Source organism: Acetobacter orleanensis, assembly GCF_001581005.1.
Classification (GTDB): domain Bacteria; phylum Pseudomonadota; class Alphaproteobacteria; order Acetobacterales; family Acetobacteraceae; genus Acetobacter; species Acetobacter orleanensis.
Genome location: NZ_LHZV01000058.1, coordinates 44,201 through 66,734, shown reverse-complemented (window position 1 = coordinate 66,734; position 22,534 = coordinate 44,201). Strand labels below are relative to the sequence as shown.

Genomic DNA, 22,534 nt, shown 5'->3' with positions numbered 1-22,534 from the left:
TTTCAGGATAAGAATGACTGATCCAATCCAGATGACCCGCCTGCCTTCGGGCCTGATTGTTGTGACAGAACGTATGGAGCGCGTTGAAACCGTTTCCTTCGGCGCCTATGTCGCCACCGGCACACGGGATGAAACGGCTGAAGAAAACGGTGTGTCCCACTTCCTCGAACATATGGCGTTCAAAGGCACGGAGCGCCGCTCCGCCCTCCAGATTGCCGAGGAAATTGAAAATGTGGGCGGGCATATCAATGCCTATACCGCACGGGAACAGACCGCCTATTACGTCAAGCTGCTGAAGGAAAATCTGGATCTCGGCATTGATATCATTGGCGATATTCTGACCCACTCCACGTTTGACCCCACGGAAATCGAGCGTGAACGTGGCGTGATCCTTCAGGAAATCGGGCAGGCTAACGATACGCCGGATGACGTGGTGTTCGACCATTTTCAGGCCACCGCCTACCCCAACCAACCCATGGGCCGCCCCACACTGGGCACGGAAGACCTGATCCGCACCATGAGCCGTGACACGCTGATGCGCTACATGAGCGCGCATTACACCACCGGCAACATGGTCGTGGCAGCCGCGGGCAACCTGCATCACGCGGACGTTGTGCGGCAGGTAGAACGCCATTTTGCGGACCTCGGCACAACAGCGCTGATCCCCAGCACACCGTCCCTGTATGGCGGTGGTGAGTTCCGGCAGGAGAAGGATCTGGATCAGGCGCATGTGGTTCTGGGCTTCCCCTCCGTGGGGTATAATGACCCGGATTATTATGCGGCTCTCATGCTCTCCCTGCTGCTCGGCGGCGGCATGTCCTCTCGCCTGTTTCAGGAAATCCGGGAAAAGCGTGGTCTGGTTTATTCCGTCTATTCCTTTAACGCCCCGTTCCTTGATGGCGGCGTGTTCGGCATTTATGCGGGCACGGGTGAAAAAGAATGTGCGGAACTGGTGCCTGTCACGCTGGAAGAACTCAAAAAAGTTCAGAAAAACGTGGGAGAGGAAGAGCTGGCCCGCGCCCGCGCACAGCTCAAGGCTTCCCTGCTGATGTCTCTGGAAAGCACCGGCAGCCGGTGTGAGCAAATTGCCCGCCAACTCCAGCTTTTTGGCCGTCTGATTCCGGTTGCGGAAACCGTGGCGCGTGTTGAAGCCGTCACGACGGATGATATCCGCCGTGTTGCGGCCCGCATTTTCACCCAGAAGCCAACGCTGGCGGCACTGGGGCCAGTCAAACACGTCCTGCCTCTGGACACGATTACGGAGAACCTCGCGGCATGAGTGAACAAACCCTCGAAAAGATCTCTGATCTTGTCCGCCGCGCGCGCGCAGCCGGAGCGGATGCCGCAGATGCGGTTTTTGTCTCCAGCACCGCACTGGGCGCGGGGGTTCGTAACGGTGTGACAGAAGAGCTGGAACGCTCTGAAACCACAGACCTCGGCCTGCGCGTGTTTGCAGGCCAGAAAACCGCCATTGTCTCCACCACCACGCTGGACCCGGCCCGGTTTGACGGGCTGATCGAGCAGGCTCTGGCCATGGCCCGGATGCTGCCAGATGATAAATATGCGGGCCTCGCGCAGCATGGCCTGACCGGCACGCTCACGCACAATGCGCTGGATCTGACCGATACGGCGGAACCGGACGCCAACGCCCTCCTTGCCCGCGCCCGCACGGGGGAAGAGGCCGCTCTGGCGGTTGAGGGTGTCACCAACAGCGCGGGCAGCAGCGCCTCTTTTGGTCGCACTGAGGTTATGCTTGTCACCTCGCAGGGCTTTGCCGGGTCCTATGCCCGCACACGCCATTCCACCTCTGTCTGTGTTCTGGCAGGCAAGGAAGGCGGTATGCAGCGCGATTATGACTACCACGGCACAGTCCATCTGGATGATCTGGACGATGCCGCCACACTGGGCCTGAGCGCAGGCCGCAAGGCCGTCGCGCGCCTGAACCCTACCCGTCCACGCACCGGCAAATATCCGGTTGTATTTCATCCCCGTGTGGCCAACAGCTTTCTGGGGCATCTAGTGGGGGCCATCAGCGGCTCCGCCATTGCGCGGGGCACGTCGTTTCTGAAGGACAAATTGGGCCAGCAGATTTTCGCACGGGACATTACCATTACGGATGACCCGACCCGCCAGCGCGGCCTGCGCTCCCGTCCGTTTGATGGAGAGGCTATGCAGGGCACGCCGCTGGCACTCGTTGAAAACGGCGTTCTGCAAAGCTGGATTCTGGACACACGCAGCGCCCGCCAGCTTGGTCTGACAAGCAATGGCCGGGCAGCACGTGGCGCCTCCAGCCAGCCAGCCCCTTCCCCCACCAATCTGGCCTTCCAGCCGGGCAGCGTGACACCAGCGGCCCTCATGGCTGATATTAAGGAAGGCGTGTTCATCACGGAGATGATGGGCTCATCCATCAACGGCCTGACGGGGGATTACAGCCGGGGCGCGTCCGGCTTTATGATCCGCAATGGCGAGATTGCAGAAGCGGCGGAAGAGTTCACGCTAGCCGGAAATCTACTGGAAATTTTCGTCTCTATGACATTAGCGGACGATTTGCAGTTCCGTTTTGGCAGTGACGCCCCCACATTAAGGGTAGATGCCCTGAGCCTTGCCGGGGCCTAACATCGTCCGGAGAGACCAGACACCGTGAAAAAGCGTTTTCTTACGCCCGTTTTGACCGCTTTTCTGACCATCAGCATGCTTGGTGGCCCGTTGGTACAGCATGCCGATGCCCGCCCCGGTCAGGGAGGCTCCATGGGCAGCCGTGGCAGCCGGACGTGGAGCGCACCTCCCTCCACCAGCACCACGCCTTATGGTGCGTCCCCCATGGACCGCTCCATCACGCCGCGCGGTGCCGCGCCGGGCTATAATGGGTCTACTGGCCAGAATACTTATGGCGCGCCCTATAACCGGGGCATGATGGGGGGCGCAGTGGCTCGCCATCCCTTCTTGTCTGGCTTTGCCGGGGGGATGCTGGGCGCTGGCCTGTTTGGCTTACTGAGCGGGCACGGCTTTATGGGCGGTGTACACGGGCTGTTCAGCTTTATCGGCCTGCTGATCCAGATCGGGCTGATTGTCATGGTCGTGATGTGGCTCGTCCGCCGTTTTTCCGGCAATAGCAGTTCCCGCTCCGGTGGGTCTGGCTTTGCGCTTAATCCCGGTGCATCCGGCCCGGCCCCCACAACTCCCCCTGCTGGCTTCCCCGCAAGCAGCGGTGCTGCGCTGACCATTACCAGTGGTGACTATCAGGCCTTCCAGCAAACGCTGCTGGATGTCCAGACAGCATGGAACCAGCAGAACATTCCGGCTCTCCAGCAGATGGCGACGCCGGAAATGGTTTCCTACTTCAACCAGCAGCTTGCCGCTCTGGCTAGTCAGGGAGCCCGCAATGTGGTGTCTGACGTTCACTTCATTCAGGGTGATTTGGCGGAAGCTTGGCAGGAAGCGGGCATGGATTATGCAACTGTTGCCATGCGCTACAGCCTGATTGACCTGACGACCAACGCGACCGGTCAGGTGATTGAAGGCAGTTCGACCGCTCCGATAACGGTAACGGAACTCTGGACCTTTACCCGACCCTCCCGCGGTGGGCGCTGGCTGCTCTCCGCCATTCAGCAAGGGCGCGGCGCGTAACAGCAACCGCTCTCGTTTTTGTCAGCCTGCATGTCTGCAACCGGCATGCAGGCTTTTTTTAAGCCTTTTCCGCAAGGATAGACGCCATGTTGTTTCTGGAAATCGCCGTTGTGACACTTGGCGTCTCTGCCTCAGTCTTTGGCCTGTTTCTGCATTTCTGGAGCAAGCGCAAAATGGCTGATCTGGAAGCGGATATTCTCAAGCTTAAGGAAAAGGGCGTTTCCATACAGATGGACAGCCTGCTGCACTCAGCCCGCACGACGCGGCAGGAAGAAGCCTGAATAGCACGGTCGTCCCCCCCATCTCGCTAAAAGAGCCAGCGGAAAGGCACGTCCTACTACATTCACGTATTTTATAAGAAGCTCGCGCCTACTCTTGCCAGCGCGATAAAATTAGAAATGCGTCAGTGTCAGGCCGTACATTACACCGGCAATGAGCACCATAAAGGCCACCATGGCACGCAGCCGGTCTTTTTGGCGGCGCTTTTTCTCCGCAACTTCCTGCGGGTTGAGCGCGCTCAGATGTGTCATCAGATCATCCACCCCATCAGCATATGGTCAGCCAGAAGCCCGCAGAACAGCAGGAACAGATAGGCCAGAGAAAAGCGGAATGAGAGACGGGCCGCCTTGTCACCATTCAAGCTCATGCCTGTTGCATCCTGCGGTTCACGCAGCACCCGCACGGCACACGCGACAAAACCCAGCCCCAGCACCAAAGCCGTGCCGGTATAAAGCCAGCCGCTCAGACGCAGGAAAGACGGAATCAGCGAGACCGCCAACAGCACCAGCGTATAAACAAAGATATTCCACCGCGTATGCCGCGCCCCTTTGACAACCGGCAGCATGGGGATTCCAGCGCGGCCATAATCCTTGCAGGCATAAAGGGAGAGTGACCAGAAGTGCGGCGGGGTCCAGAAGAAAACAATCCCGAACATCACCACGGGCAGCACGGCCATATGGCCGGTTGCCGCAGCCCAGCCAATCATGGGTGGAAAAGCCCCGGCGGCTCCACCAATCACAATATTCTGCGGCGTCGAGCGCTTGAGCCACATGGTATAAATGACGGAATAGAAGAAAATCGAGAAGGCCAGAATACCGGCGGCCAGCGCATTGGTTGCCATCCACATCAGGCAGACCGAAAGGCAGGACAACCCAACGCCATAAGCCAACGCTTCCTGTGGCGGAATACGGCCACCGGGAATAGGCCGGGTAATGGTGCGCTGCATCACCGCGTCAATATCGCGGTCATACCACATATTGATAGCCCCGGCAGCGCCTGACGCCAGACAGATACAGAGAATGGAAACAGCTGCCACAAACGGGTTCAGGTGCCCCGGCGCCATAATCATCCCGGCAGCACCCGTGAACACCACCAGTGAAATCACGCGCGGTTTGAGCAGCAGAACCCAGTCTTTCGCTGTCGTGCCGACCCGGTCCGCCTTAAAACGGATACGCTCTGCCTGAGCAGCGCTGGCTACGGTCTCGCTCATGACTGCACCGTTCCCTTAGAAACAGACACCATGACGGGTTGTGTTGTCACAGAACTAACCTCTTCTTCTTTCCGGTTCTGCAGGAAACTCAGTCCCATAGTCAGCAGAAAGCAGAAGAGAGACACGCCCAGCAGGCTCCCACTCCAGATTTGCGTTGTGGCGGAAAGCGGAGAGAAGGACAGCCCAGTTGCGGTCGCCATCAGCACAAACTGCAAAATAACCGGGGCGCGCGGATACCAATATCCGCCATTTTCTCCGCGCCACAGGTAAAGGCCGCAGAAGGCAGCATAAACGGCTGCAAGCTGAAGAGCGGAATGGAGACCTTCTCCCTGCATCAGTTGTGCAACCCAACCTGTGGAGACAACAGCCAGAAAACCAAGGCCCCATAGCATGGGAACACGCAGGGAAAGGCGGCTGCGCCATGCGCCGGCCATCCACAGACCCGCCAGCAGAACAGAGGCCAGCGTGGACGCGAACAGCACTGCGTTTTCAGGAGAGGTCAGAACGCCCGGCTGCTGCACAGTGGCGACCAGTCCATGCGCGAAAACGCCACGGGTCCAGATGATGACAGAGGCCGCAGCCGTTGTCGCCATGATCGCGATAACCGGTTTTTCAGAAAAATGACTTCCCCGCGCACCGACTTCAAACACCAGTCCAAACCCGGCCAGCAGAGAGACAAGGGTAACAGGCTCCGTCAGCCCATCCAAAAGCGGAAGGATTGATGTTGAGGCACCGGAGAGCAGTTGATGCGTCATCACGGCGGCCAGCACAGGCACAGTCACCAGCAGAACGGCAGAAGCCAGCATTTCTCCCCAAACAAACGGAGAAAACGGCTTTTGCTCTTCATAATCCGCGCGGCTGTCAAAAATCGTGGCCAGCAGGACCATCACGGCGCAGAGTAGCCCGACACTCCAGAGCAGAACAGCCGGAGCCTGCGCGCCCGTCGTGACGGTCAGACCACCAGAAACAGCAACCATCCCGAGACCAGCATAGTTCAGGCTTGGCAGCACACCCCCGGAACGCCCAAGAGCCCTCGGCAACCAGAGGTTGCCAAAGCCGCAAACTAACGCCGGAATAACAACAAAAAGAAGCATCAGCGGAGCATGGATCTGTTCGAGAACAGGCCAGAGTCCTGCATCTGGCATAATGCCTGCCTGACGCAGCACAGAGGCTCCTCCACCAAGCAGCCCCGCAATCGTGGCGATGAGCAGATACCCTGCCCCCACACCCGTACCCGATGCAGCCTGCTTGTTCATGCTTTTCTTTCCGTTCCGGCTTTTTGCCCGGTAAAGGCCATTGCTCGTAACCTGTATCGCCACAAGCCCCACAGCACTCACGCTCTGCGGACTCTGTAAAAAGCGTATAATAACGATTTTTATACTGAGAGACGACCCGTTAAGTCCCGCGCCGCCGTCTGCCCTGCCTTGTGCGGAAAGGGCGACGGAAGCGGATAGGGCGTAGTTTTACGTCCGGTCGAGTGTCACCAATGTAAAAAGCCCCAAGGGAGGCACCGGCTGGATACGGGCGCGGGCAAGATCATCCGGCGGCAGAAGGGATTCCATGGCAAAGTCCGGATGCCAGCCCAGAGAGCGGGACGCCCGTGCCATACCCCGTTCCACAACACCCCGCACGCCGTTGGGCGCAAGGAAATGGTTTACAAAAAGAATATGGCCACCGGGGCGCACCACGCGCTTGAGCTCACGCAGCAGCTTGCGCGGATGCGGCACGACAGAGGCGACAAACATGGCCACGGCAATATCGAAAGACGCATCAGCAAAGCTGGTCTCTTCCGCATCCATTTCCAGAAGCGCTTCAACGTTAGTCAGATTCTCTTTCTGCACACGTTCCCGCGCACGGGCCAGCATGTCACCCGAGAGATCAATGCCGGTAATTTTCTTGCTCTGAGTGTAGCAGGGCAAAGCAAGCCCTGTTCCCACGCCGACTTCCAGCACTTTGGTACCGGGCAGCGCGTTGACAGCTTCCACCGCGCGCTTGCGACCAACGCCAGAAATACCGCCAAAAACGGTATCATAGACGCCAGCCCACCGACGGTAGGCAAGTTTGACAGCCTCTGCATCCAGCGCCGAGCGTGAAGGAGGAGGCACCGGATCCTCACCCTGACCGGGCGGGCATTCATGGAGAACGTCACTCATGCTCTCTCTCTGCCTGCTCGCCGTCATTTCTTCAAGTGCCACAACGTATCTTCCCTGTATTAAATAATGGCCGCCATAAAAGCGCCCTTGTCTTCGGCCCCATTGTGCCCTTACCTTCCGCCTTGAAAGAACGGGTTGAAAAGAAAACTGTCATGCTGAATCTGGTTATTGCCATCATTGCGCTCATCATCTGGTCATCAATCGTGGTTTATTATTTCCGCACGCCTCTGATGCACTGGTTTGACAACCGCTTTGGCAAAGACACCGTTCTTCCAGTCCCTGAAGACGACGCAGACGTAGCCCATCAGGGCGATCACGCTCCGACCGCTGCACCCGCATCACCTCCGACTGACAAGGTTCAGTAAGTCAGGACAGTTTTCCTGCCAGTTTCCCTTCAATACAGTCCCAGATCAGCCCTGCCGCATTAAGGCCGTCGAAGCGCTCCAACTCTTGAAGACCCGTCGGGGATGTCACGTTGATTTCCGTGAGGTAATCCCCGATCACATCAATCCCGACAAAAATCAGGCCGTGCTCTTTCAGGAACGGCCCAATAGCGGCACAGATGTCCTCATCACGCGCTGTCAGCCCGACTTTGCGGGCAACCCCTCCGACATGCATATTCGAGCGATGGTCTTCACCGGATGGTACGCGGTTAATGGCCCCTACCGGCTTGCCGTCCACCAGAATAATCCGTTTATCCCCGGCTTTGACAGCGGGTTCATAACGCTGGATCATCAATGGCTCGCGGGAGCGGGCAAAATGCATCTCCAGCAGCGCGTTCAGATTCTGGTCATCCTCACGAATGCGGAAGATGCCGCTGCCGCCATTGCCGAAGAGCGGCTTAACAATAATGTCACGCCATTTCCGACGGAACGCGCGAATTTCCCCGACGTCCCATGTCACCAGTGTCGGCGGCATCAAGCCGGGGAAATGGGTCACCAGCAGTTTTTCCGGGGAATCCCGCACCCAGCGCGGATCATTCACCACCAGCGCCTTGCCCGGACCAATGCCATGCACATGGTCCAGCAGATGGGTTGCCGTAATATAAGCCATATCAAATGGCGGGTCCTGACGCATCAGCACCACGTCCATTTCGCCCAGAGAACGCCGGGTTACAGGACCAAAGCTGGCATGACGCCCCTTTTCCCGCTGGACCGTCACCGGGCGTACCGCAGCACTCACCTGCGCTCTGGCAACGCCACCGGGTTCGGTCACGCCCTCACCCAGCGCCATGGAGCCGACTTCATACACAAACAGCGCATGCCCACGGGCCTGCGCTTCCAGCATCATGGCGAATGTGGAATCACCATCAATATTGATGTGCTCCAGAGGGTCCATCTGGACGGCCACATTCAGTGGAGATGACATACGCCCCCGCTTTCCTAATTTCATTTCTCTTTTAGCACCGTAATCCTGTTCCGTGCGCCTGTCCAAACGAACACATCCGCTATCAGCACAGAACACACCTTTTCCGCCCGGTTTCAGGGCAGCAGGACAGCATCTAGCCCCTGTCCTGCGGCATCACACCGCATCCGCACATGAAAAACCGAATATGTATCAGCTACCGCACCGTGCCGCGCACGCACGAGCGGTAGCTCCTCACCCAGCACTATAAAGTGAGTCGTATCGGGCTGATCATGCCGCCTATGGCTACGAATCAAGTAGCCTTCACCACACCGCGCGTGCGGGAGATTAAACAACAGCCAACGCGGCTCGACCGCCATGACCTTCCGGCCACGAGGGCTATAGAAGGAAAGCTCGGCGGCCAGACCATATTCGTCCGCAATCAGCAAAGACGATTCAGGCGTGCGCGCCACAACGGTCTGTGCAAATGCCTGCCAGCCGCCCATCTGCCGTAAAGTCATATCAAAATGCGGGGAAAGTGTTACGGGTGAGAACGCGGCCTGCACCACAATCACCCCAACCAGCGCCATACCCAGCAGGCTGGAAGCCAGCGCACCGCTCCAGACAGGCAGAACCGCCGCCAAGGCAAGAGCCGGATATAGCACAACCGGCCAATTGGCCTGCACACGGGCTCCAAACGCATGTTGGATGAACACGACCGCAGGCAGCAAAATCATCAGAAGTAAAAGCCGGGAAAACGCATCTTTCTGTCGCCACAGCAGCCAGACGCCACCGACGAAAAATACGAAGACACCCGGAGAGGCCAGCCCGATTTGCCCGCCGAGCAATTCACCAAAATAGGTAACCATCTTCGCCGGATGCCAGTCACCCGTGCGCCCCCCCTGCTTGAGAAAGCTCACCCAGCCATGTGTGGCATTCCACCAGATGACAGGCCCTGCGCAGAGTAACGCGACACCCCCGCCCATCCACGGCCACGGCGTTTTCAGCCAGCCCCGGCCTGCGCGCGTTAGAAAAAGCCAGACCAGCATCCCGCCAACGGGCAGCACAGCCGTATATTTGCTTTCAAAACCCAGCCCAACAGCGGCTCCAACCAGAAGCCATGCTGCTCCCTGCCCGCGCAGACAGACTCGCCCGAGGCTCCAGACCAGCAACGCCATGAAGAGTAGAAGCGGCGTGTCGGGTGTCATAATCAGCGTGCCGACACCCAGCGCCACGGTTCCATTCAGCAGCAGCCCGGTGCGAACCATACCCGCATCAGGCGTCAGAGACGTGCTGATCTGTGCAGTCTGTGCGCGGCTCCGTAGCCAGTCCCGTGCCGTAAGAGCCAGCAGAACCGTGCCAGCCAGAGCGGAAACCGGCCCCATCGCGCGCACGCCCAGAGCCGTATCACCAAACACGGCCATGCCAGCATAGATCCAAACCGCCACCAGAGGCGGGTGATCCAAATAGCCAGTAGCAGGCGCTAAGGCCCAGATACGATAATAGGCTTCATCCGGCGTGAGCGGCACCCATGCGGCCATCAAGAGGCGCACAAGCGTCAGACCCGCCAGAGCAGCGGACCAAGCCCACAGAGCACGCCCACGCACCATGCGGTGTATCACCGCCGCCAGACAATGGTGGAGGACATGGCATAATTCCAGACGACCGCCACGACAGCTCCGGCCACGCTGGCCTCATTAAACTCCCGGCTCTGGTGATAAACCATATCCGCCACACCCACATTGGCCAGCGCCCCGACGGAGCAGACCAGCATGAACAGCAGCAGGCCCCATACGCAGCGCACACCACGCAGGCGTCTATCCCGATAGGTGAGGTTATTATCCAGTTGGAAATTGATAATCATGGCCACAACCGTACCAATGCCCTGCGCCACAGGAAAATCGAACCCCAGCGCACGAGCACACTGCATGACCAGCAGATTAACGCCAATCCCGACAAGACCGACGAGCGCAAACGCCACAAACCGCAAAGGCAGCCAACCACGGCAGAGCTTATCCAGCAGCAGGGCGACAAATTGCAGCATAACCAGCGCATCAAGCTTGCTTTCACCCGCCAGCCGCGCACGGAAACCGCAGGCAATTTCCTGCACACGCAAAGGGTGTGGGGAAGACAGCAGCAGATCGACCAGAATTTTAAAACCCGTGCCTGACAGATGCGGCGCAATGCGGGCGAATGTCTCCTGCCTTAGCGCGAAAAAACCGCTCATCGGGTCGCCCAGCTTTACGGGCAGAAGCATCTGCGCGAGTTTGATACCGCCATCTGACAAGGCATGCCGCCAAGCATTGGCGAGACCGGAATTATCCCCGCCCTCCACATGGCGGCTGCCCACGGCAACATCACACACGCCGCTCCGCACGGCATCAACCAGTGCGCCAAGGCGGCTTTCATCATGCTGCATGTCCCCGTCCATGACGGCAACAATTTGAGCGGAGGAAGAAAGCGCGCCCTCAATAACAGCGGAAGAAAGCCCCCTGCGGCCAACACGACAGAGGCCACGCACGCGGGCATTTTCGCGGGCAAGCGCACGCACGGCCTCGGTTGTGCCATCCGGTGAGTTATCATCCACAAAAATGACTTCCCACCGCCTCCCTGCCAGCGCGCGCTCCAGTGCGGCGACAAGCGGGCCAACATTCCCGACCTCATTGTAACACGGCACAATCACGCTGATCTCAGGACCAGCCTGCCCGTCTGCGGCCGCTTCTGCCGCCGCCTCGCTCACGCTATGCCGCCCTCGCTACCCGGAAAAATCGGAACACCCGTGCGATCCAGACTGGTGCGGATGGTTTGCAGGGTCTGCACGCGAATCACGTGCGGGCCTTCAGTCAGCCGACGGGTCAGCGCGTTTTCATGCGCGGCATCACGCGCAATCAGGCGCGCCAGAAAATCACCACCGCCCCGAATCATGTGGCACTCGCGGACTTCCGGCCAGCGGGCCATCTCTGCCTCAAAGGCGGACAGGACAGCTTCCTTCTGGCTATCAAGGCCAATCAACGCAAAAAAAGTGATGGGCCAGCCCAAGGCACTCGCGTCCGGCTCCGCATGATAGCCATGGATCACACCCAGCTCTTCCAGCCGCCGCACACGCCGCAGGCAGGGTGGGGCAGAAATTCCAACGCGGCGGGCCAGCTCGACGTTGGTCATGCGCCCGTCTTCCTGAAGTTCCGCCACAATACGAAGGTCAACAGCGTCTAGTTCCGTCACCTTGCCTGATCCATTTCTCGCCGTAGCCTTTTTCCAAAGAGTATGGGGCGTATATGCCACGCACGCGCACGCGCCGCAAACGGCTTCCGCTCTTGCTCTCGCCGCATACACCCGCCATATCGCAACATATGCAAAGTGCGTCTAGCGCATCCTGACTTCCAGCACGCAAAGGTCTGCCCCATGACAGAAACCATCCTCACCGATCTGCTTGTTATTGGCGCAGGCCCGGCTGGCTATACCGCTGCCATTTACGCCGCGCGCGCAAACCTTGCGCCCGTTCTGGTGGCAGGGCTTCAGCCGGGTGGCCAGTTGACCATCACCACTGACGTGGAAAACTACCCCGGCTTTGCAGACGCTGTGCAAGGCCCGTGGCTGATGGAACAGATGGAAGCCCAAGCCAGAAATGTTGGCACGCGGATTGAGTATGACATCATCACCACCGTGGATTTCAAATCCGGCTCCCCGTTTCGTCTGACAGGCGATTCCGGCACAGAGTATCTTGCAAAATCCGTGATTATCGCCACTGGCGCTCAGGCCAAATGGCTCGGCCTGCCTGCGGAGAAAACCTTGCAGGGTGCTGGCGTTTCCGCCTGTGCCACGTGTGATGGTTTCTTTTATCGCGGCAAGAACGTGGTTGTGGTGGGCGGCGGCAATACGGCTGTGGAAGAGGCTTTGTACCTCACCCACCACGCAGCGCATGTGACTCTTATCCACCGCCGAGACACCCTGCGGGCCGAGAAAATCTTGCAGGACCGTTTTTTCAAAAACCCGAAGACCTCCATTTTGTGGAATACGACGGTGGAGGATATTCTGGCCACCGGCACGCCGCCGACTGTCAGCGCCATTCGTGTGCGCAATACGCAGGACGGTGTCATGCAGGACATTCCGGCTGACGGCATTTTTATCGCTATCGGGCACAGCCCCACGACAGGCCTTTTCAACGGGCAGGTCGCGCTGGATGCGGAAGGTTATATTGAGACCACGCCCGGCACCACCCGCACCTCCGTTCCCGGTGTTTTCGCTGCGGGCGATGTGCAGGACAAAATTTACCGTCAGGCCGTAACCGCTGCTGGCACCGGCTGCATGGCCGCTCTGGATGCGGAACGATATCTGGCCGAACTGAGCGCCGAATAACAGCTCATCCCTTGACCAGTCCCGCCAATTACTGCACGTAATGAAATCCGAAGCATGATAATTATGCTCTAGATAACTTCATTCAATTTGCAGGAGGCGTGCGTGGACTGGGACAAACTCCGGGTATTCCATGCTGTGGCGGAAGCCGGTTCCTTTACCCACGCGGGAGATGTGCTTAATCTAAGCCAATCTGCTGTTTCACGGCAGATTTCCGCGCTGGAGGACGTCCTTCAGGTTCCGCTTTTTCATCGCCACGCCCGAGGACTGATCCTCACCGAACAGGGCGAGACGTTGCACAAAACGGTGCGCGAGGTCTTTTCAAAACTTGAAATGACCCAGACGCTTTTAACCGAGAGTAAGGAAAAAGCCGCAGGGCGTCTGCGGGTTACAACAACCACAGGCTTTGGCAATTGCTGGCTTATGCCGCGGTTGCACAAGTTTATGGCGGCCAACCCCGACATCGATATCTGTCTTATTATGGAAGACAGTGACCTTGACCTCGGTATGAGAGAAGCAGACGTTGCCGTGCGTATGCATGCGCCGCGCCAGCCAGACCTCATCCAGCGGCATCTGGCAGATTTCCATCTGCCGATTTTTGCCGCACCGCTCTATATCGAAAAATACGGCATGCCGAAAAGCATTGAGGAAATCTCAAAGCATCAGCTCGTTTTATTCGGGGAGCATCACCCGCCGGTCGCCCATATTAACTGGCTGGCTGAACATATCCGCAGCAACCCGATAAAGCAGAACGCACGTCTGGAAGTGAACAGCATGGCCGCCATGGCCTGTGCCATTGGCGCAGGGCTCGGTATCGGATCCATCCCGACCTATGCCGCGACTGAATTTCCTGATCTTGTGCAGATCCTGCCGGAAATTACCACCCCGACCGTAGACGCCTATTTTGTCTATCCGGAAGAGTTGCGCAGCTCCAAGCGCGTTGCCGTTTTCCGGGATTTCCTGATGAGCGAGCTCGGCATTCGCTAACATCAGGCGTTTCAGACTCGGTTATAGGTCCCTCGCTTAAAACGAGTCGGCCTGTTTCCATGAAAAAGCTCCCCTTTGTGGGAGCTTTTTTTATGGTTTTATTCTTATTTATTTATCAATTTCTATTATAACTGTCTTCCAGCCTTATAATATCGTCTTCCCCCAAATAAGCACCCGACTGAACCTCAATCAGCGTCAAAGGGATTTTTCCCGGATTTTCCAGACGGTGCACACAGCCCTGCGGCAGATAAACACTCTCATTTTCTCGCACCAGCATCAGGTCTTCCCCACGCGTTACCAGAGCAACGCCTTCCACAACCACCCAATGCTCAGCCCGATGAAAATGCTTCTGGAGAGACAGTTTCCCGCCCGGATTGACCACAATGCGTTTCACCTGAAACCGCTCATTGCGGATCAGCCCCTCATAAAATCCCCACGGGCGATAATTCTTCTGGTGCGCTGAGGCCTCTGTCCGACCATCTTTTTTAAGACGGTCCACCACTTTTTTTACATCCTGCGCACGATCTTTACGGGTTACCAGCACAGCATCACTTGTGACGACAACCACCACGTCATCCACACCCGATACCGCCGTCAACGGGCCTTCGGAGCGCACGTAACAGCCGTGTGCGTCTTCCACCAGAACATCGCCCAACAGCACGTTGCCTTCTGCCGTCTTAGGGCTGATGTCCCACAGCGCGTCCCAGCTTCCTACGTCCGACCAGCCGAGATCGGCCGGGATAACCGCTGAAACCTGCGTAGGCTCCGCAATGGCATAATCGATAGAAATATCGGGGGCCTGCGCAAAAGCATCTTTATCCAGCCGGATAAAATCAAGGTCTGTCTTTCGCTTTGCAAAAGCCTCCTGCACGTTTTGCAAAACCTCCGGCGCGTAATGCTGCATTTCGGCAAGCAGCACATCCGCCCGAAAAACAAACATGCCAGAATTCCAGAAATAATTGCCGTCTTTTACAAATTCTTCCGCAACAGCCTGTACTGGTTTTTCACGGAAAGAGCGGATGGTAAAAACTCCGTCCACACCGGGGAGCAGATCACCTTTTTCAATATAGCCATAACCCGTTTCCGGACGGGTGGGGGCCATCCCGAAGGTCACGATACGCCCCTGCTCCGCCGCCTGCACAGCTTTCGCCATAGCCTCGCCAAGAGCGTCGGATTTCTTGATATCGGCATCTGCGGCCATCATCCACAGTACAGCCTCGGGATGCGTCTGCGCGACAAGAAGGGCCGCCGCGGTAATGGCCGGTGCAGAGTTCCGACCAACTGGCTCCAGCATGATACTGGCCCCTGTGACCGAGACTTCACGCAGTTGTTCCGCAATTAAAAAACGGTGTTCTTCATTGCAAACAATAACAGGTGGAGCAAACCCGGCCACCTGCCCTCGCAGGACGGTTTCCTGAAGCATGCTCCGCGCACTGACAAGAGACCACAACTGTTTGGGAAAGCTGGCACGTGACATGGGCCACAACCGACTGCCCGTGCCGCCTGACAGCACAACAGGCACGATCATCTTACCGGCAGTGTGGCATGAAGTCATTTCCAACAGTCCTTATTCTGATATCTTACAAATATTAAAGAATTATTCCAGCCATACCTATCTGTTAAGAGGCGTGCTGGTAGACTGCCAATGGCTTCGGCTGGTCTGCCAGACCGTACATCCACCTCTAACATTTCCATATACCTTTGTCTCAAAAACCAACTCTCTCCAATACATTCCCTTAACCTGAAGACGAAGAGAACGAGACAAATCATTCCTAAAACAGATTACCAAATATTTATTTTACTTGCATACATTGCCTCTTTCATTCTCCTGATATGTCTTTTTTCATGAGAAATTCGATTTTATTCAATCACATTGTTATATTCTCTATTCCCAAACAAGAACTGGAATAGTATGGGTGGCTTATTCATCTTCACAAATAAACGGAATTGTCGATGTCAGAGAACCAGAGCTATCCCAACATCCTTGAGCTCGCCACAGAAATTGTTTCGGCTCATGTGTCCAACAACCAGACTGATCCTGCCCTGATCCCCACGCTCATCCGTGATATTTATCAGGCTCTGAAAACAGCTGATCAGCCGCAGAACGAACCGGAAAAGCTTCAGCCCGCCGTGCCGGTCAAGCGTTCCGTGTTCCCTGACTATATTGTCTGCCTGGAAGACGGCAAAAAGCTGAAAATGCTCAAGCGCCACCTACAGAGCGCCTATGGCATTACGCCGGAACAGTATCGTGAGCGCTGGGGCCTGCCGGCTGATTACCCCATGGTTGCGCCGAACTATGCAGAACGCCGCTCCACGCTGGCGCGTGAAATCGGTCTGGGCCGCAAAATCCATGCAACCCCGGACGGTGAAGAGTCCGGTGCACGTGGCCGCCGCAGCAAAAAAGCAACAGCCTGATTTTTAAAATCTGACAGTATTCCTCTGGTTCGTACTGTCAGATCATTTATGTATTGACGGATCATATCGGCTTAGTGAATTTTGAAGTGCGTATCAGCCCACTGTGGCAGGTACGCACTTTTTTTATTTTGGCGTCCCTTTTTGTCACGCATATCCGTCGGCGCTCTTCGTCCAGCAAGCGGCCAACCCGGAATTTGGAAGGTGGACCATGACTAAGTCTGAGCTCATTGCCGCGCTTATGCAGAAACATCCGCATCTTCAACTCAAAGACATCAATCTGATCGTCAATACTGTCTTCGAGTCTGTTTCCAGCAGTCTGGCAGACAATAATCGTGTGGAATTACGTGGCTTTGGCACTTTTTCCATCAAGGAAAGAGATCCGCGCATTGGACGCAACCCAAAAACCGGCGAGCAGGTTCAGGTCTCTAAAAAATACATTCCATTTTTTAAAACCGGGAAAGACCTACACGCGCGGATCAATAAAGCACGCAAGGCCTGACAGTCCGGTTGGGCTTGCCATGAGCTTTTTGCTCGCGCTGCCGCGTACCCCTCTCCCGAATACCCGTCAGGGCTGACTGTCCATAAAGAGTTTGGCCTGCCGCAAATCTTCTACAAAACGTGCATATTCCCGCTCCTTATCTGCCTCGCTGGGCAGACGCAGCAGGTAGGACGGGTGAACCGTCACCAGTCCCTGACTTCCGTCCACTAATGGGAAAATCCGAGACCGTTCACGAGAAATCGTCACGGGTCGATGCAGCAAACTTTGCGCCGCCGTAACACCCATCATGACAATCAAAGCCGGTTTAATCAGCCGTCGTTCAGCATCCAGCCACATCTGGCACGCCTGCATGGACTCCTGTTCGGGCTTCTGATGCAGTCTGCGACCATTCCGCCAAGTAAAGCGGAAATGTTTGACGGCATTTGTTACGTAAACACTGCTCCGACTCAACCCGGCTGCTTCCAGCGCCCGATCCAGCACCTGACCAGCAGGGCCGACAAACGGTCGCCCGGCGAGATCTTCCTGATCCCCCGGCTGTTCACCCACCAGCATGACACGGGCTTCGGCTGTTCCTTCGCCAAAAACTGTGCGAGACGCCGGACGCCAGAGCGCGCAGGCGCGGCAATCCATCGCCTCCGCCCCCAAAGCCGTCAGCGATGTCGTGTCTGCAATGTCCTCAGACTCCGGCACCAGAACTGTACGAGGCCAATCCTGCCACATACCCTGCCCAGCCTGCTGCCAGTCCACCGGCGAACCGCTGCCGCTTTCTGCTTTTCCCCGACCAAACCACAGCGTCTTACCGTCCCACTTCATGCTGCGATACGCGGTGCGGACTTCCCAAGCCCGTGCATAACGCGCCATGCAGTAGGCGGCATTGCCTTCCACCACGTAGGCTGAGGGCGTCGCGATCCAGATATTTTGCTCTGTGTCCGCAAAATGCCGCGCAAACTCAAACCGGAAGCGTTCGGTTTCCGCTTTCACGGCCTCCACAAGAGCAACAACCCTCCGAACGTCCGGGTCATCATCTGTTGTCGTCAGATCCAGATGCTCGTGTACCACGCGAAAGAGTAGGCGATATAGCGCGCTAAACCGCTCAGGCTGGGGCGCCTGAAAGGCTAGTAAAATCCATTCCACAAGTCTGCGTGGCAGATGCAGCGTATGGTCAGGAGACGTCTGCTCGGTCGGAATAGCCTGAAGAGCCTTCTGCACGTCCTCAGCCGACTGCGCGACGCGCCATGTCAGAGCATCCGGGAGTGTACCCGCCAAAGCATGCTCACGCGCCGCGTTCCGCCATGTTTTGAAGTCAACCTGATGAGCCAGAAGAATTTCCGTCACGATTTTCCCTTTCCGGACGCACCCCATCCGGTCGTCTCTTCAGCGACACCGCGAACACGCAAGCCGGACCACCAGACCTTAATGGTCTTAACGCGTCAGGCCCGTCGTTTACGCAACCGCTGCTGCACACGCGCCAGCAGATCCGCGCCGTTCATGATGCCAAACACATGCAGCAGCACCGCATAGAGAACCGCGCCAAGCCCAACCATGCTCCCAAGCCACAGAATCCGCAGGCTCAGACCAGACGGGAACGCTAGCAGCGCCTGCACGCCCAACAGGACTACTCCCATCAAAATCGCGGCACAGGCTGTTTTAACCATTCTGAACTGCTCACGCCCGGAGACCTGCAAAGCATCACGCCGCATGAGCAGAATTGCCAGACAGGCCACATTGGCGCAGGCCGCAAGACTACTGGCCAGCGGCGGCCCCATATGGGCCAGAGGCTTCATAAACAGCAGGTTCAGGAGAAAATTCAGCACCAGAACGCCAATACCGATATAAACCGGAGTGCGGGTATCGCCGCGCGCAAAAAAGGCTGGGGAAAAAACCTTCACCAGCACAAAAGCCGGGAGACCAATCGCATAGGCTCTCAGAGCCTGCGCGGAGAGCAGTGCATCATGCTCCGTAAAAGAGCCGTGGCCAAACAGCACGATCATAATCGGGCCGGCCAGCGCCAGTAATCCAGCTACAGCAGGAAGCGTGAGCAGCAGGACGTAGCTCATGGCGCGGTTCTGGGCGGCATGTGCTGCATCATGCTCCCCGGCCGCGAGATAGCGCGTCAACACAGGCAGCAGGGTTGTACCCGCCGCAGCACCTAGCACCCCCAAAGGCAACTGATTGATCCGGTCTGCAAAATACATCAGCGAGACGCTGCCGGGGGGCAGGAGCGTGCCGATAATCGTATCAACCGTGAGGTTGATCTGCCCTACGCCACTTCCCACCAGCCCCGGCACCATGCGACGCACCAGTAGACGAATACGCGGCGTCAGCGCAGGCCAGAGCGGCATCAGGCCAAACTGCGCACGATGCGCGGCCCATAACAGCAGGCCAAGCTGCGCCACGCCAGAAGCCGTCACGCCCCATGCTGCCGCATAAGCCACATTTGGCAAAAACGGTGAGGCAAAAAGAATGGCGGCAATCCCCACCACATTGAACGCCAGATACGCAGCCGCAGCGATGCCAAACCGATGCAGCCCGTTGAGCACGCCCGCCACAAGGGCTGCGGCACAGATAAGCACGAGGTAGGGAAAGGTGATGCGGCTCAGGCTGACGCCCAGTGCATACCGTTCACCCGTTTGCAAAAAGCCGGGGGCAATCAGCCGCAACACCTGCGGCATGAAAATTTCACCCAGCACACACAGAAACAGCAGCCAGAGCAGCATGACGCCCAACGCGCGCCGCGCGAAGGTGCGGGCTTCATCCTTGCCCTCTTTGGTCAGGACAGACGAAAAGAGCGGCACAAAAGCCGCGTTGAACGCGCCCTCTCCAAACAGCCGCCGAAACATATTCGGCAGGCGGAACGCCACCTGATAGGCATCCTGCAGCGGACCAGCACCCATAAAGGCGGCCAGGAGTTGATCCCGCACCAGACCAAGAATACGGCTGAGCATGGTCCAGCCGCCAACAGTAAGGAAATTTTTGAGCATGACAGATTGCTTATACGGGCAGCGCTCCCTTTAGAGATAGAGGGATAAAGCCTTAAACTTCAAATAAAACCGCCGCTGTGCAGCGACGTTGTGGCTCTATATTTTGCTCGACCGCAAGCCAATGAGCGCGCAAACTTACCAAACTTCATATTTTGTCCGGTCGACCAAGGAGAAATGCCCCATATGCCAGACACGACAAGCCAGCCCATCATTTCCGGGCACCCTCGCTGTGTTCTGGTCAAGCCAAGCCAGCGCTCAAGAAATGGGCAGGAAACAGCGCGTAACGTTCTGGCATTTTTTATCTTCGCCATAGCACTTTATACCATCCATGGCTTTTTACCGGCTTTGGTGTGGGGCGGCGTTTTCGCCATTGCAACGTGGCCCCTTTACACGCGCGCCCAAGCCGCATGGCCTAAGGCGGCACAGGGGACAATGCTGCCCTTTCTCTTTACCGCAGCTATGGCGCTGATTTTTGTTATTCCCATGATGCTCATTACACTGGAAGCGGTTGGTGAAGCGAAAAGCGCCCTAAGCTGGCTGGAGCAGGCGCGCCAGAACGGTGTGCCCGTGCCTGATGCCCTCAGCCGCCTGCCCTTTGGCAGCCAGACTCTGACAAACTGGTGGCAGGCACATCTGTCCAACCCGGAAGACGTTTCCAACCTGACAGGTGCTCTGGACAGCAAGGGCATGTCGATCACAAAAGCCCTTGGCTCTCAGATTGCGCACAGAGGCACGCTCTTCTGCTTTTCAATCATCACGTTGTTTTTTCTTTATAAGGATGGCACGTCGGTTATTCGCCAATGCCGCGTGGCCTCTCGCCGGGCATTCGGTAAGCGAGGCGAAACCATTGCGCGCCAGATTGTTGCCTCCGTGCATGGGACCGTGCTCGGCCTTGTGCTGGTCGGCATTGGCGAAGGCGCGCTGATGGGCATTGTCTACAGTTTTGCCGGTGCGGCCCACCCTGCCCTGTTTGGTGTGATTACGGCTGTTGCCGCCATGATCCCTTTCTGCGCCATGATTGCCGTGGGGCTTGTCTCCCTGCTGATCCTTGTCAAAGGCGCTTCAATTGCCGCGATCGTGACATTCTGCATCGGCGCTGTCGTGATTTTTGTCGCAGACCATTTTATCCGCCCGGTACTTATTGGCGGCAGCACCCAACTTCCCTTCCTGTGGGTTCTTCTTGGAATTCTGGGTGGCGCGGAAACATGGGGCCTGCTGGGGTTGTTTGTTGGCCCGGCGGCCATGGCCGCACTCAACCTGCTCTGGCGCCGCTGGACCGCGGGCAACAATGCAATAGAGGCCTAAACAGCAAAAAGGGTGTTCCGTTTCCGGACACCCTATAAACTGCTCTCATTTTTAGAGAACCAACTGGACAAATATCGGGCAGGCGGGATTCGAACCCACGACCCCCAGTCCCCCAGACTGATGCGCTACCAGACTGCGCTACTGCCCGTCCATTTGGTGAAAGGGTCTTTAGCAGTCCCTTTCACACCGCACAAGTCACCTTGCGGATTTTTTCAGGCTGTCAGGCGGTTACGGAACGATTCCAGCTCCACCAGAATATCGGCCAGCTCGCTTTTCAGGCGGACAGTCTGCTTTTCCAGCCGCCGCACAACGTCACCAGAGCCAGCGTTCACGACTGATGCTGATTCCGATACAGGTGCAGGTGCAGGTGCAGGTGCAGGTGCAGGTGCAGGTGCAGGTGCAGCCTCAACAACCTTTTTGGGCTGCTGTGCAACCTCTGCGTGAGGCTGATCCAGCGCGCTCTGTGCCTCCAGCGTCGTCGCTGCGGTCTCTTCCCGCTGTTCGTCTTCTGGCGTTACATCGGACGCGACGTCATTAGAGGCAACGCCATGAGCCGACACTGCAACAGTAGCCACTGGTTCGCTTGCGCTGTCACGCGTAGAGGAAGACGTGTCCGCCTCAAGAGCGTCAGTCACAACCGGGACATCTGCGTCAGCCTGATGCCCTGTGTCCGTATTTCCTTCACGCAGAAGCCGCTGCACACCTTTTACCGTGTAGCCTTTAGCGTAAAGAAGATCGGAAATATGCCGAAGCAGATCGACATCAGCCGGACGGTAATACCGTCGGCCACCGCCTCTTTTTAAAGGGCGAACCTGCTCAAAGCGCGTTTCCCAGAATCGGAGCACATGCTGCGGAACATGCAGTTCGTCAGCAACCTCACTAATTGTACGAAAGGCGTGCGGCCCTTTTTCTGAACGTGCCAGACCACCGCCGTCTTCGTCCGGCAGGTCGGAAACATCTGTAATAGAAGGAGACTGGTCGGCTTCACTCATCATCGTACGCCTCGCCACCTTCGAGCGGCTCGTGATTAATGGCTGCACGGAGCAGCTGACTCGGGCGGAAAACCAGCACGGAACGCGGAAGAATCGGGACTTCCTCACCCGTTTTCGGGTTGCGTCCGCAGCGTTGGCCTTTTTGTCTTATTGAAAACGTGCCGAAACCACTAATCTTGACGCTTTCGCCGCGCTCCAGCGCCTGCATGAGCGTTTCCAGAATATCTTCCAGAAGCACGGCCGATTCTTTGCGGGACAACCCGACCTGCTGATAAATCTGCTCAACCAGAGAGGCGCGCGTGACAGTTTCCATACTATGGAAAGTAACATGTTGGGCGGCCTCGTCAATTCTCTCGTGAGGCCACCCACCATCCTGTCATTAAAATCTC

23 protein-coding genes and 1 tRNA gene are annotated in these 22,534 nt (G+C 57.2%); 10 read left to right on the top strand and 14 right to left on the bottom strand.

Features of this window, described 5'->3' with window-relative positions; genetic code table 11:
* Window positions 1–13: 13 nt before the first annotated feature.
* The 4 genes from AD949_RS06170 to AD949_RS06155 all read left to right on the top strand — a co-directional run bounded on the left by AD949_RS06170 (window position 14) and on the right by AD949_RS06155 (window position 3,908).
* Window positions 14–1,279 carry a M16 family metallopeptidase gene (locus AD949_RS06170; RefSeq protein WP_048836509.1) on the top strand — a complete coding sequence of 422 codons (1,266 nt, stop codon included), beginning with the start codon at window positions 14–16 and terminating at the stop codon, window positions 1,277–1,279.
* Window positions 1,276–2,616 carry a TldD/PmbA family protein gene (locus AD949_RS06165; protein WP_048836510.1) on the top strand — a complete coding sequence of 447 codons (1,341 nt, stop codon included), beginning with the start codon at window positions 1,276–1,278 and terminating at the stop codon, window positions 2,614–2,616. Before AD949_RS06170 ends, AD949_RS06165 begins: the two co-directional genes overlap by 4 nt.
* Before the next feature lie 24 nt (window positions 2,617–2,640).
* Entirely contained in the window at window positions 2,641–3,627 is a 987-nt protein-coding gene (locus AD949_RS06160; protein ID WP_048836511.1) for a Tim44 domain-containing protein, read from the top strand.
* Between the two features lie 86 nt (window positions 3,628–3,713).
* Window positions 3,714–3,908 (top strand): hypothetical protein, encoded by a 195-nt coding sequence (locus AD949_RS06155; RefSeq protein WP_048836512.1) that lies wholly within the window; start codon window positions 3,714–3,716, stop codon window positions 3,906–3,908.
* 111 nt (window positions 3,909–4,019) lie between these two features.
* Here AD949_RS06155 and AD949_RS14225 read toward each other — a convergent pair whose 3' ends face one another.
* The 4 genes from AD949_RS14225 to AD949_RS06140 form a co-directional block, all read right to left on the bottom strand.
* Entirely contained in the window at window positions 4,020–4,157 is a 138-nt protein-coding gene (locus AD949_RS14225; RefSeq protein WP_167334775.1) for a hypothetical protein, read from the bottom strand.
* A complete protein-coding gene (locus AD949_RS06150) occupies window positions 4,157–5,116 on the bottom strand; it encodes a heme o synthase (protein WP_048836513.1) in 960 nt (319 codons plus the stop codon). The genes AD949_RS14225 and AD949_RS06150 overlap by 1 nt, the downstream gene beginning before the upstream one ends.
* Window positions 5,113–6,372, bottom strand: coding sequence for a cbb3-type cytochrome c oxidase subunit I (locus AD949_RS06145; RefSeq protein ID WP_048836514.1), 1,260 nt, complete (start codon window positions 6,370–6,372; stop codon window positions 5,113–5,115). The genes AD949_RS06150 and AD949_RS06145 overlap by 4 nt, the downstream gene beginning before the upstream one ends.
* A 207-nt stretch (window positions 6,373–6,579) precedes the next feature.
* On the bottom strand, window positions 6,580–7,269 hold the full coding sequence (locus tag AD949_RS06140) for a class I SAM-dependent methyltransferase (protein WP_048836515.1): 690 nt from the start codon (window positions 7,267–7,269) through the stop codon (window positions 6,580–6,582).
* A 152-nt stretch (window positions 7,270–7,421) separates the two neighbouring features.
* Here AD949_RS06140 and AD949_RS06135 point away from each other — a divergent pair, with 152 nt between their 5' ends.
* Window positions 7,422–7,634 (top strand): hypothetical protein, encoded by a 213-nt coding sequence (locus AD949_RS06135; protein WP_048836516.1) that lies wholly within the window; start codon window positions 7,422–7,424, stop codon window positions 7,632–7,634.
* 1 nt (window position 7,635) lies between these two features.
* Here the strand turns inward: AD949_RS06135 and gshB are convergent, their stop codons facing one another.
* The 4 genes from gshB to AD949_RS06115 all read right to left on the bottom strand — a co-directional run bounded on the left by gshB (window position 7,636) and on the right by AD949_RS06115 (window position 11,835).
* The gene (gene gshB, locus AD949_RS06130) at window positions 7,636–8,637 is read right to left on the bottom strand and encodes a glutathione synthase (protein ID WP_048836517.1); all 1,002 of its coding nucleotides are present in this window, start codon (window positions 8,635–8,637) and stop codon (window positions 7,636–7,638) included.
* 113 nt (window positions 8,638–8,750) lie between these two features.
* Window positions 8,751–10,223 carry a glycosyltransferase family 39 protein gene (locus AD949_RS06125; protein ID WP_048836518.1) on the bottom strand — a complete coding sequence of 491 codons (1,473 nt, stop codon included), beginning with the start codon at window positions 10,221–10,223 and terminating at the stop codon, window positions 8,751–8,753.
* Window positions 10,224–10,231: 8 nt separating this feature from the next.
* Window positions 10,232–11,353 (bottom strand): glycosyltransferase, encoded by a 1,122-nt coding sequence (locus AD949_RS06120; RefSeq protein ID WP_048836519.1) that lies wholly within the window; start codon window positions 11,351–11,353, stop codon window positions 10,232–10,234.
* Complete coding sequence (locus AD949_RS06115; protein WP_082064825.1) at window positions 11,350–11,835, bottom strand: Lrp/AsnC family transcriptional regulator; 486 nt, start codon at window positions 11,833–11,835, stop codon at window positions 11,350–11,352. Before AD949_RS06115 ends, AD949_RS06120 begins: the two co-directional genes overlap by 4 nt.
* A gap of 180 nt (window positions 11,836–12,015) precedes the next feature.
* On the opposite strand from AD949_RS06115, the gene trxB reads away from it, so the two are divergent.
* Window positions 12,016–12,969, top strand: a complete 954-nt coding sequence (gene trxB / locus AD949_RS06110; protein WP_048836521.1) for a thioredoxin-disulfide reductase — start codon at window positions 12,016–12,018, stop codon at window positions 12,967–12,969.
* A gap of 102 nt (window positions 12,970–13,071) precedes the next feature.
* The gene (locus AD949_RS06105) at window positions 13,072–13,953 is read left to right on the top strand and encodes a LysR family transcriptional regulator (RefSeq protein ID WP_048836522.1); all 882 of its coding nucleotides are present in this window, start codon (window positions 13,072–13,074) and stop codon (window positions 13,951–13,953) included.
* Between the two features lie 115 nt (window positions 13,954–14,068).
* Here the strand turns inward: AD949_RS06105 and AD949_RS06100 are convergent, their stop codons facing one another.
* Complete coding sequence (locus AD949_RS06100) at window positions 14,069–15,508, bottom strand: mannose-1-phosphate guanylyltransferase/mannose-6-phosphate isomerase (RefSeq protein WP_048836523.1); 1,440 nt, start codon at window positions 15,506–15,508, stop codon at window positions 14,069–14,071.
* Window positions 15,509–15,906: 398 nt separating this feature from the next.
* Here AD949_RS06100 and AD949_RS06095 point away from each other — a divergent pair, with 398 nt between their 5' ends.
* The gene (locus AD949_RS06095) at window positions 15,907–16,368 is read left to right on the top strand and encodes a MucR family transcriptional regulator (protein ID WP_048836524.1); all 462 of its coding nucleotides are present in this window, start codon (window positions 15,907–15,909) and stop codon (window positions 16,366–16,368) included.
* Window positions 16,369–16,576: 208 nt separating this feature from the next.
* The gene (locus tag AD949_RS06090; protein WP_048836525.1) at window positions 16,577–16,867 is read left to right on the top strand and encodes an integration host factor subunit beta; all 291 of its coding nucleotides are present in this window, start codon (window positions 16,577–16,579) and stop codon (window positions 16,865–16,867) included.
* Between the two features lie 66 nt (window positions 16,868–16,933).
* On the opposite strand, the gene AD949_RS06085 is transcribed toward AD949_RS06090, so the two are convergent.
* Both AD949_RS06085 and murJ read right to left on the bottom strand, forming a co-directional pair.
* Window positions 16,934–18,202: a UdgX family uracil-DNA binding protein gene (locus AD949_RS06085; RefSeq protein ID WP_048836560.1), complete on the bottom strand. Its 1,269-nt coding sequence runs from the start codon at window positions 18,200–18,202 to the stop codon at window positions 16,934–16,936.
* 95 nt (window positions 18,203–18,297) lie between these two features.
* A complete protein-coding gene (gene murJ / locus AD949_RS06080) occupies window positions 18,298–19,848 on the bottom strand; it encodes a murein biosynthesis integral membrane protein MurJ (protein WP_048836526.1) in 1,551 nt (516 codons plus the stop codon).
* A gap of 183 nt (window positions 19,849–20,031) precedes the next feature.
* On the opposite strand from murJ, the gene AD949_RS06075 reads away from it, so the two are divergent.
* A complete protein-coding gene (locus tag AD949_RS06075; RefSeq protein ID WP_082064826.1) occupies window positions 20,032–21,153 on the top strand; it encodes an AI-2E family transporter in 1,122 nt (373 codons plus the stop codon).
* Window positions 21,154–21,227: 74 nt separating this feature from the next.
* Here AD949_RS06075 and AD949_RS06070 read toward each other — a convergent pair.
* The 3 genes from AD949_RS06070 to AD949_RS06060 all read right to left on the bottom strand — a co-directional run bounded on the left by AD949_RS06070 (window position 21,228) and on the right by AD949_RS06060 (window position 22,494).
* Window positions 21,228–21,301, bottom strand: a tRNA-Pro gene (locus tag AD949_RS06070).
* Between the two features lie 64 nt (window positions 21,302–21,365).
* Window positions 21,366–22,148, bottom strand: coding sequence for a MerR family transcriptional regulator (locus AD949_RS14535; protein ID WP_244926389.1), 783 nt, complete (start codon window positions 22,146–22,148; stop codon window positions 21,366–21,368).
* Entirely contained in the window at window positions 22,138–22,494 is a 357-nt protein-coding gene (locus tag AD949_RS06060) for an integration host factor subunit alpha (RefSeq protein ID WP_257007546.1), read from the bottom strand. Before AD949_RS06060 ends, AD949_RS14535 begins: the two co-directional genes overlap by 11 nt.
* Between the last annotated feature and the right edge of the window lie 40 nt (window positions 22,495–22,534).

Bases quoted from the DNA above. Each gene is read 5' to 3' on its own strand.
- AD949_RS06145 (WP_048836514.1), bottom strand. From the start codon at position 6,372: ATGAACAAGCAGGCTGCATCGGGTACGGGTGTGGGGGCAGGGTATCTG.
- AD949_RS06170 (WP_048836509.1), top strand. From the start codon at position 14: ATGACTGATCCAATCCAGATGACCCGCCTGCCTTCGGGCCTGATTGTT.
- AD949_RS06075 (WP_082064826.1), top strand. From the start codon at position 20,032: ATGCCAGACACGACAAGCCAGCCCATCATTTCCGGGCACCCTCGCTGT.
- AD949_RS06165 (WP_048836510.1), top strand. From the start codon at position 1,276: ATGAGTGAACAAACCCTCGAAAAGATCTCTGATCTTGTCCGCCGCGCG.
- murJ (WP_048836526.1), bottom strand. From the start codon at position 19,848: ATGCTCAAAAATTTCCTTACTGTTGGCGGCTGGACCATGCTCAGCCGT.
- AD949_RS06135 (WP_048836516.1), top strand. From the start codon at position 7,422: ATGCTGAATCTGGTTATTGCCATCATTGCGCTCATCATCTGGTCATCA.
- AD949_RS06140 (WP_048836515.1), bottom strand. From the start codon at position 7,269: ATGAGTGACGTTCTCCATGAATGCCCGCCCGGTCAGGGTGAGGATCCG.
- AD949_RS06125 (WP_048836518.1), bottom strand. From the start codon at position 10,223: ATGGTGCGTGGGCGTGCTCTGTGGGCTTGGTCCGCTGCTCTGGCGGGT.
- AD949_RS06100 (WP_048836523.1), bottom strand. From the start codon at position 15,508: ATGACTTCATGCCACACTGCCGGTAAGATGATCGTGCCTGTTGTGCTG.
- AD949_RS06095 (WP_048836524.1), top strand. From the start codon at position 15,907: ATGTCAGAGAACCAGAGCTATCCCAACATCCTTGAGCTCGCCACAGAA.
- gshB (WP_048836517.1), bottom strand. From the start codon at position 8,637: ATGTCATCTCCACTGAATGTGGCCGTCCAGATGGACCCTCTGGAGCAC.
- AD949_RS14535 (WP_244926389.1), bottom strand. From the start codon at position 22,148: ATGATGAGTGAAGCCGACCAGTCTCCTTCTATTACAGATGTTTCCGAC.
- AD949_RS06150 (WP_048836513.1), bottom strand. From the start codon at position 5,116: ATGAGCGAGACCGTAGCCAGCGCTGCTCAGGCAGAGCGTATCCGTTTT.
- AD949_RS14225 (WP_167334775.1), bottom strand. From the start codon at position 4,157: ATGACACATCTGAGCGCGCTCAACCCGCAGGAAGTTGCGGAGAAAAAG.
- AD949_RS06090 (WP_048836525.1), top strand. From the start codon at position 16,577: ATGACTAAGTCTGAGCTCATTGCCGCGCTTATGCAGAAACATCCGCAT.
- AD949_RS06155 (WP_048836512.1), top strand. From the start codon at position 3,714: ATGTTGTTTCTGGAAATCGCCGTTGTGACACTTGGCGTCTCTGCCTCA.
- trxB (WP_048836521.1), top strand. From the start codon at position 12,016: ATGACAGAAACCATCCTCACCGATCTGCTTGTTATTGGCGCAGGCCCG.